Source organism: Eikenella sp. NML070372, assembly GCF_001648415.1.
In the GTDB taxonomy this organism is placed as follows: domain Bacteria; phylum Pseudomonadota; class Gammaproteobacteria; order Burkholderiales; family Neisseriaceae; genus Eikenella; species Eikenella exigua.
The window spans coordinates 20,034-28,661 of record NZ_LXSN01000001.1; the positions used below are offsets into that span (position 1 = coordinate 20,034).

At 56.3% G+C, this 8,628-nt stretch carries 8 protein-coding genes and 1 pseudogene; all 9 read left to right on the top strand.

Annotated features, from left to right (window positions below; translation table 11 throughout):
- The first annotated feature begins 71 nt into the window (after positions 1-71).
- Positions 72-2,750: a hypothetical protein gene (locus A7P97_RS00135; protein ID WP_067529239.1), complete on the top strand. Its 2,679-nt coding sequence runs from the start codon at positions 72-74 to the stop codon at positions 2,748-2,750.
- Positions 2,751-2,762: 12 nt separating this feature from the next.
- A complete protein-coding gene (locus tag A7P97_RS00140; RefSeq protein WP_067449041.1) occupies positions 2,763-3,422 on the top strand; it encodes a phage baseplate protein in 660 nt (219 codons plus the stop codon).
- A gap of 38 nt (positions 3,423-3,460) precedes the next feature.
- Positions 3,461-3,715, top strand: coding sequence for a hypothetical protein (locus A7P97_RS00145; protein ID WP_231865611.1), 255 nt, complete (start codon positions 3,461-3,463; stop codon positions 3,713-3,715).
- The gene (locus A7P97_RS00150; protein WP_067596284.1) at positions 3,705-4,589 is read left to right on the top strand and encodes a hypothetical protein; all 885 of its coding nucleotides are present in this window, start codon (positions 3,705-3,707) and stop codon (positions 4,587-4,589) included. The genes A7P97_RS00145 and A7P97_RS00150 overlap by 11 nt, the downstream gene beginning before the upstream one ends.
- Positions 4,570-5,274 (top strand): Gp138 family membrane-puncturing spike protein, encoded by a 705-nt coding sequence (locus tag A7P97_RS00155; protein ID WP_067528114.1) that lies wholly within the window; start codon positions 4,570-4,572, stop codon positions 5,272-5,274. The genes A7P97_RS00150 and A7P97_RS00155 overlap by 20 nt, the downstream gene beginning before the upstream one ends.
- The gene (locus A7P97_RS00160; RefSeq protein ID WP_067529245.1) at positions 5,271-5,621 is read left to right on the top strand and encodes a hypothetical protein; all 351 of its coding nucleotides are present in this window, start codon (positions 5,271-5,273) and stop codon (positions 5,619-5,621) included. Before A7P97_RS00155 ends, A7P97_RS00160 begins: the two co-directional genes overlap by 4 nt.
- Positions 5,618-6,796 carry a baseplate J/gp47 family protein gene (locus A7P97_RS00165; protein ID WP_067529247.1) on the top strand — a complete coding sequence of 393 codons (1,179 nt, stop codon included), beginning with the start codon at positions 5,618-5,620 and terminating at the stop codon, positions 6,794-6,796. Before A7P97_RS00160 ends, A7P97_RS00165 begins: the two co-directional genes overlap by 4 nt.
- Complete coding sequence (locus A7P97_RS00170) at positions 6,793-7,425, top strand: DUF2612 domain-containing protein (protein WP_067449029.1); 633 nt, start codon at positions 6,793-6,795, stop codon at positions 7,423-7,425. The genes A7P97_RS00165 and A7P97_RS00170 overlap by 4 nt, the downstream gene beginning before the upstream one ends.
- A 3-nt stretch (positions 7,426-7,428) precedes the next feature.
- Positions 7,429-8,133, top strand: a pseudogene (locus A7P97_RS10955) (phage tail protein); the annotation flags it as partial.
- Positions 8,134-8,628 lie beyond the last annotated feature (495 nt).

The window sequence follows — 8,628 nt, forward strand, 5'->3', positions numbered from 1 at the left end:
TCGTCAATACCGATGCCTTCAACAAGGCACAACAGGCTACCTGAAATCAGGTAGCTTTTTTAGGAATAGCTATGGCAACAGTAATTGATACCCTGTTCATGGAGTTGGGCATTGATTCGTCCAAATTCAGTCGGGAAGCCAAGCAGGCGGTCTCCAAACTGGATGACATGACCGAGGCGTTCGAGAAGGCGGAAGCAAAAACCGGCAAATCCGGCAAAGGGCTGGACAAACACGCCGAAAAGGTTAAGCAGAACGTCAAGCAGGCCAAAAACCTGACAGAGGCACTAGGAAAGGTGGCAAAAGGCGCTGCCGCTCTCTTTGCCCTCGTTACTGGCTCAAACGCGCTGGATAAGCTGATTCGGGAAACCACCGAAGCCAACATACAGCTAGACAACCTCTCGCGCAATATCGGCATGAGCCGTAACCAGCTCCAAGCATGGGGCGGTATGGCCGAAATGGCGGGCGGTCAGGCTGATGCCATGAAAGGCAGCTTGGCCGGGCTGAGCATGAGCATCACCCGCCTCACTACCATGGGCGACACCTCCATGGTGCCGTTCTTCAATGCCTTTGGCGTGGCGTTGCTCAATGCCGACGGCAAAGCGCGCAACCTCGACAGCATCATGCTGGATTTGGCCGACCGCTTTTCCAAAATGGACAGGGTGCAGGCCTACAATCTGGCTAAAAGCATGGGTTTGGACGACGGCACCATCAACACCCTGCTGCTCGGACGTGCCGAAATGGAAAAGATGCTGGCCTTGCAAGACCGGCTCTACCGCTCCGGCGAGAAAGAAATTGCCGTCAGCCGCGAACTGACCCGCTCCCGCGCCTATCTCAACCAGCAATGGGATGCGCTGAAAAACATGATTGCCAATGCGCTTGCCCCGCATTTATTGCGCCTGGTGAAGCTGGTCAGCAGCTTTGCCGACTACCTGATGCGCAACGAAAACACCATGAAGCACGTTTTCGAGGGCTTGGCTTTTGTATTGGGCATGGTACTGATTCCGGTATTGTGGTCGGCAGTAACGGCGCTGTATGCCTTTATTGCTCCGTTCGCACTGGCTGCTACCGCTGTGGCTGCTTTGGGTGCCGCGTTTGTGCTGCTCTATGACGACTACAAAACTTGGGCGGAGGGCGGAAAGAGCCTGTTCAACTGGGGCGCGTTCACCGGCTACATCAGAACCTCCAAGGTATCAGTGGACAGCCTTACTAAAGGTTTTACCTACCTACTCACCGGCTACACAAGCTGGGCAGAAGCCGGGAAAGGTTTGTTCGATTGGCTGAGGTTGAAAGGATTCATCGACGAAAACGGGGTATCGGTAAAAAGCCTCACTACCGGTTTTCATAATTTGTATTTGGAAATCAAAACCTATTTAATGCCCTATTTCGAGGCGCTGGGCGACCTCTTCGCTAGCATCATGAGAGGCGACTGGGAAGGCGCCAAGAATGCCGCCGGGCGGGTGCTGAGGGAGGCCGGCAAAGTCATAACCGACACCGTTAGCTTCGGTGTAGAGCGAGCGGCTGGTGCGCTTGACTATGTAACAGGCCGCACCCCCGGCGCCCCCGGCTCGGCTCAGGCGGCAGCAAGAAGCCTTGGTTCAGGGGAGCGTGTCGCCAAACAGATGTTTTCCCCTGGCGGTACGATTTACTTCGGCGACAGTATCGCTCACGGCTACCGCAGCGCGGTAAACGGTACAGGGTCAACCAGAGTGGGCGCTAATCCGCAGCAGGTATTAGGCTTCATCAACGGCTATTCCGGCAACCTGCAAGGCCAAACCGTGATTCTGTCATCCGGTATGAGCAACAACCCGAACGACGCCGACAGCATCCGTGCTCAAATCCGCTCATTGCGTGCCAGAGGGGCGAACGTGCGGCTGCTTGGGGTATCCAACACCTACAATCGAAACGGCCAAACCGGCGCGAAAATGAACGCCCTGCTGGGGCAAATCGCCCGCGAGGAACATGCCACTTTCCAAGGCGGCTTCCAAGCAGGCAGGGATAACATCCATCCTGCCAGCTACAGCTCGCAGCCGTGGTTGGGCGGCGGTTCACGGCAAAACTCCGCAATGGCAGAAACGCTCGCCATGATTAGGAAGCATGAAGGTTTCTCCAGCCGCACCTATTGGGACGTGAACGCTTACCGCTTAGGCTATGGCACGGATACCATCACCGACCGCAACGGCAATGTTCGCAGAGTGAGACAGGGCGATACTGTTACCCGCGAGGATGCGGAGCGCGATTTGGCACGCAGGGCGCAACTTTTCAGAAATGCAGCACGTCAGAAAATCGGTGCGGCGGAATTTGACCGCCTGCCGGCCAAAACACAGGCCGCCATTACTTCGGTTGCCTACAATTACGGCAGCTTGGATAAATTGCCGTCTTTGGTAAACGCCGTTCGCAGTGGCAACATCAATGCCATTTCCCAAGCAATTGCTTCCCGCCAAGGCGACAACCGTGGCGTGAACAGAAGAAGGCGGCTGGATGAGGCCGCCGCAGTATTGTCTGACCTGAACAGCCGACCCGTAGGCGGGCAAGCCGTTGCCGCCGGTGCCGCCCGTGGCACACAATCCCTGCAGCAAGGGGCTGTCGCCCGCCAGCAGGCGCAGCAGATTACCAACAACAGCAATATGCAGTTCGCCATCAACGGCGGCATCCATGTGCAGTCTTCAGCCAGCACCATAGACGGCACGATGGCGGATGCCTCTGCCGCCGCCCGTAACAGGCTGGTACAGATTATGCCGGCGATGGTGTGAGAAAGGTTTGTTATGGCTTGGAACTCAATCGGCATTCCAAATGTTCCCAAGTTGCCGAGAAACGCAGGCGGCGCGCTGATTAAGTTCGGCGGCGCCGCTTTAATTCAGGCCATCTTTGGCAACTATTGGGGCATTTTCGGACAAAACGGCATTCCGCTGCTGTTGTCAGACAACGTAATGTCAGTTAAGCATCAAAACACTTCCAAAGTGTCCAATGCGCCTATTGAACGCGGTTCGTTCGCCAGCTACAACAAAGTTGGCGTTCCGTTCACGGTAACGGTGCAGATGAGCAAGGGCAGCGGCGGAGTGTTCGAGCGCGGCGCGTTTCTCGGTTTGTTGGATACGCTGGCCAACAGCACTGATTTGTTCTTAGTTATCACGCCGGAAGCGGTGTACCCGAACATGGCGATTACCGGCTACGACTACGCCCGCGAAGCTTCAGACGGGGCGCGGCTGTTGAAGGTTAATATCCATTTGGCCGAAGTACGGCAGGTGGAAGTGAAATACACCAAAACCAAGCCGGACGGCGCACAGGCACAGGCAGACGGAGGCAAGGTGCAGCCCAAGCCGATACAAAACAACGAATCCATAGCTTCAAAACTGTACGGAGCGGCCAGTGATGGGTTCGGGAAAATAACCGATACGTTCAGAAAGGGGTTCGGGTTGAAATGATTTACCAAATCCCCCTTAAACCTGTCCCGGTGCAGAAAGTGAGTGCCACATTGGGCTCTCAGGAAGTAACCGTATCGCTGCTGCCGCGATTGGGCAGGCTGTATGCCACCGTGTCGGCAGACGGGCGCGTGCTGATACGCGAACGGGTATGCCTGCACGGTATGCCGCTGGTGGGCGAGGCCTATCGCGGCTTTCGCGGCGAGCTTTATTTAGTCGATACCGCAGGCAGCCTAGACCCGCAATGGCAGGAACTGGGCAGCCGCTTTATTTTGGTGTACCGCGATGGGCATTAAAGAAAAAATCCTGCGCGTCAGCATCAAGCTGGGGCAGGAAAAAGACGTATGGGACGCAAAAGGCAACGATACGCTGGTTGTCGAGGGTTTGCGCACTTCCTGCCAAATCAATTACGGCAACGGGGCAGTCATGCCATCTGCCCGAATCAAGGTATACGGCCTGAAGCTGGACAGTATCATGAAGCTGTTGCGGGTGAAATGGAACACTGAACAGTCGATGATGAATTTGGTTCAGGTGGAGGCCGGCGAACAAGGCAACCTGAGCGTGGTCTATACCGGCAACATCACGTTTGCCTACCCCGAAATGGGCGGCGCGCCGGATATTTGCTTGGTTATCGAGAGCCATACCGCCGTTTTGTGGCAACTCAAGCCCGCCGAAGCGGTCAGCCACGAAGGCGAAACCGATGTGGCACAGGCGATCGAAGCCATTTGCAAACGCATGGGCAGGCGCTTTGAGAACAACGGCGTGCAGGCCAAAATCAGCAACCAGTATTTGGACAATACCGAACTGGACAAAATCCGACATATTGCCGCCAATGCCTATATAGATGTGTACATCGACAACGAAACAGTTGCTATCACCCCCAGGGGGCAGCCACGCATGATTGATGTGCCAATAGTCAGCCCGGCCACCGGCCTAATCGGCTACCCGATACCGGACTTGCAAGGCGTGAAGCTGCAATGCTTGTACGACAAAGCCCTGCGTTTCGGCGGACTGATTGAAATTTCAGGTAGCCTGATTGAGCAATGCAACGGCAGATGGCGTGTGTTCGGCCTGTCGCTGGACTTGGAAAGCCAAGTGCCGGGCGGCAAGTGGCTGGCCGACATCAAAGCCGCCAATGTGGAGGATACGAATGTCAAAGTCACAACATAGCCGGGCGCAATACCGGCCAGAACAGTCACAAGGCGGCGCGGGCGAAATTGGCGCGATAGTGTCCGGTATCGTCTCACGCATCCAAACCGTAACACTGGTGCGCGTGGTTAAAACCAAAGCGGGCGGGCTTGCCCCTGTCGGGCTGGTGGACGTACAACCCTTGGTTGCCCAAATCAGCGGCGACGGCACGGTTACGCCGCACGGCATCATTTACAACGTGCCGTATTTCCGATTACAGGGCGGCGGCAACGCCGTGATTATCGACCCCGAGCCGGGCGACATTGGCATGTGCGGCTTTTGCAGCCGTGACATTTCGAGTGTTAAACAGAACAAAGCGCCGTCCGCCCCGCAGAGCAGGCGGCGTTTCGATTATTCGGACGGCCTCTATTTCGGCGGCTTCCTGAACGGTACGCCAGAGCAGTACATCATGTTCTTCAAAGGCGGTATTAAGCTGTTCTCCCCCGGCGACATCGAAATGGAAGGCAAGAATATCGTACTGAAGGCGCAAAACGGCGTGAGCAGCACCTCGCAAACTTTTCAAACCAACACCCAAACCACGGCACAGTTTACCGGCGGTGGAGGGATTGACACAGACGGCGATGTGAAGGCCAAAGACATCAGCCTACTGCATCACGTCCATGGAGATGTGCAGCCAGGCAGCGGCAACACGGGAGAACCGCAATGAACACCCTCTATCTTGACCCGCAAAGTTGGGATTTGGCCTTGGATGTGGCAGGCAATATTGCGCTGGCCAAAGACCCCTATGCCAAGGCGCAGGATGTGGCCTCTGCCGCCCGCCTGTTTGCAGGCGAACTGTATTACGACACAGAAAAGGGTATCCCTTATTTTGAAGAAATGCTGGGCAAAAAACAGTCATTTGCGCTGTACCGGCATCGGCTGGTGCAGGCTGCCTTGTCCGTCCCCGGCGTGGTGGCGGCAGACGTGGCCGCCGAATTGCGCGACGGGCGTGTGCTTTCAGGTAGCCTAAAATTTACCGATGATGCCAAGAAACAATACGAGGTAATGCTATGAACAGTAATGTTCCACCAGTGCGCTTCACACCGCAGGGCTTGCAGATTCCGACTGAAACCGAAGTGCTGAACGGCGTGCTTGCCGATTTCAATGATGCCTTCGGTGGCGGCCTGAACCTGAATTTGGAAACGCCGCAGGGGCAGCTTGCCTCTTCTCTAGCCGCCGTGATTGCCGACAAAAACAACCTGATTGCCGAACTGGTCAATCAAATCCACCCGGAATATGCCGAAGGCGTGATGCAGGATGCCATCGCGCAAATCTACTTTTTGCAACGCAAGCCAGCCACCGATTCGGCGGTGGTGTGCGAGTTTGTCGGCCTGCCCGGCACACAGATTCCGCAGGGATTCATCGTGCAGGATGAGGCAGGCAACCAATGGGCTTTGCAGCAGGAAATCGGCATTCCCATCAGCGGGAAAGTCAGCGGCACACTCATTGCTGCCGGGCAGATTGAAGCACCCGCCCACAGCGTAAATATTATTTATCAAGCCTTGGTGGGGCTGGATAGGGTGGACAACCCGCGCCCTGCCGTTCCCGGACGGGCGGAAGAGAGCCGTGCCGAATTTGCCGAACGCAGGCGGCGCAGCGTGGCCATCAATGCCCACGGAACGCCGCAGGCAGTGTATGCCAACGTGTTTGCGTTGGACGGTGTGCGTGATGTGTACGTCATTGACAACCCGAAAGGCCAAAGCGTACAGGCCGGCGCGACCAACTACACGCTCAAGCCGCACAGTATCTATGTGGCAGCGGTGGGTGGTGATGATACGGCGGTAGCTGAAGCTGTATTACGCTACGCGGGCAGCGGCTGCGATTTCAATGGCAACACCGAAATCACGGTGTACGACCACAACTACAACGACCCGAAGCCTGCCTATCAGGTAGCCTTTATGCGCCCGAACGAACTGCCGGTGCATTTCCGTATCAAAATTGAGCGCGGTGCATTTGTTGGTGCGGAAACGGCCATCAAACAAGCCGTCATTGCCACCTTCAAGGGGCGCATCGGTGCAAATCTATATGCCATTGGCTACGTTGCTCCAGTGGTAAAAGCTGTGCCGCAGGTGCATGTGTTGGATGTGGAAATCGGTTTGTCGGCAGGCAGTATGGGCAATTCCGTAACAGTAGGTATCGACCAAATGCCCGTTGTTCGCGCCGAAAATATCGAAGTGGTGAGCGTATGATAACCGTGGGCGAAACCTTAATCAGCCAATATGCCAACAGTCCAGTCATCTGCCGCCTGATACGGCGGTTTGACGACTGCCTAGACCCGCGCACAGACAAACAGCGGTTTTACGATACCGTGTGGAACGTGTCCACCGCACAAGGTTTTGGGTTGGATATTTGGGGGGCGATTGTTGGTATTGAGAGAGAAATCATGATTAGCGCGCAAGACGAATACATCGGCTTTGCGCAGGGCTTTACTCCGTTTGGCAGCGGTGTGTGGAGCACTGGTGAAGGCTTGGAGCGACGCTACCGTTTGGACGACGACACCTACCGCCGCGTGATTATGCTCAAAGCCATGAGTAACATCATTTACGCCACCGCCCCACACATCAACCGCCTGCTGCGTGAGATGTTCGGTACACGCGGGCGCGCGTATTTTGTGAAAAACGGCACGATGGCCGCGCGTTATGTGTTTGAGTTCTACCTTCTGCCCGTGGAACGCGCCATTATCCGCCAAAGTGACTTATTGCCGCGCCCCAGCGGCGTATTGCTGGATTTTTACGAGCCGGAGGCAGACAAAACCTTCGGCTATATTGAAGCCAACCTGGCACCCTTCGGCGAGGGTGCTTTTTTTATGGGAGTTTAAACCATGCCACAGCCAAAACTGCTCTCCAAACCTTGGGCGGCGGACGGTCTGAAAAACAGTATCCCCGTCACCCGCAACGGCTCTCTGGCGCAGGAGGCCGCCACCTATGCCGAGGGTTTCCCAAACATCACGATGACCCCGATTTCAGTCGGCGGCAAACCGCCCAGCGGCAAAGACATGAACGGCATATTGCACGAAATCAGCGCGCACACCGTTTGGCAAAACCAAGGCGGGCGCTACCGCTTTGACCAAGCCTTTTGCGATGCCATCGGTGGCTATCCCAAAGGCGCAGTGCTCATCAACGATGCATCAGACACCGAATACATCAGCCTAGTGGATGCCAACACCCACAACCCGAACAGTGGCGACAATACAGGGAAATGGGCGGTACATGCGGGCAAAGGACTGAAAGCCAGCACCACACAGGCCGGCATCGTGCAGCTCTCATCTGCCACCAACAGCGACCGCGAAGATATGGCCGCCACGCCTAAAGCAGTTAAGGCGGCCTACGACAAGGCGGTAGAAGCTGCCGCAAACGATTTGCCCAGCGGCGCCGTGATGTATTTCGCCGGCCAAACCGCACCGGCAGGCTGGCTCAAAGCCGACGGTGCCGCCGTATCCCGCACCACTTATGCCGCACTGTTTGCTGCCATCGGTACTACCTACGGCGCCGGCGACGGGCGCAACACCTTCAACCTGCCAGACCTGCGCGCCGAATTTGTGCGCGGCTGGGACGATGGGCGCGGCGTGGACAGCGGGCGTGCCTTCGGTTCGGCACAGGGGCATGCCGTTGCCAATCACTACCACCCAACAGGGGTATTTTGGTCGGACAACGATGATTTAACCATGCCGCGCGAAACCGAATACGGTAACAAAACCTCAATGCAGGCCGGCGACCCGGCTGCCGTTGTATTGGGCGCAAGTCAAGGCGGTGCCAATCAGAAAAATTATCACTTGGATGCCAATTTGGCCAATAACAAAGGCAGTGGCAACAACTGGACGCTGACCACCCGCACCGATCATATGACTGTTGCTCAAGGCGGCGGCGAGACTCGCTCGCGCAACATCGCGCCGCCCGCCTGCATCAAGATTTAAGGCACGGTCCGGGCCCTGCGGGCGGCACCGCCTGAAAACGGAGGATGAAATGTCCGAACAGGATAAATACCAAATCATTGCCGACTTTTTACGGCAGGTCGGTTTCCG

Bases quoted from the DNA above. Each gene is read 5' to 3' on its own strand.
- A7P97_RS00135 (WP_067529239.1), top strand. From the start codon at position 72: ATGGCAACAGTAATTGATACCCTGTTCATGGAGTTGGGCATTGATTCG.
- A7P97_RS00140 (WP_067449041.1), top strand. From the start codon at position 2,763: ATGGCTTGGAACTCAATCGGCATTCCAAATGTTCCCAAGTTGCCGAGA.
- A7P97_RS00150 (WP_067596284.1), top strand. From the start codon at position 3,705: ATGGGCATTAAAGAAAAAATCCTGCGCGTCAGCATCAAGCTGGGGCAG.
- A7P97_RS00155 (WP_067528114.1), top strand. From the start codon at position 4,570: ATGTCAAAGTCACAACATAGCCGGGCGCAATACCGGCCAGAACAGTCA.
- A7P97_RS00160 (WP_067529245.1), top strand. From the start codon at position 5,271: ATGAACACCCTCTATCTTGACCCGCAAAGTTGGGATTTGGCCTTGGAT.
- A7P97_RS00165 (WP_067529247.1), top strand. From the start codon at position 5,618: ATGAACAGTAATGTTCCACCAGTGCGCTTCACACCGCAGGGCTTGCAG.
- A7P97_RS00170 (WP_067449029.1), top strand. From the start codon at position 6,793: ATGATAACCGTGGGCGAAACCTTAATCAGCCAATATGCCAACAGTCCA.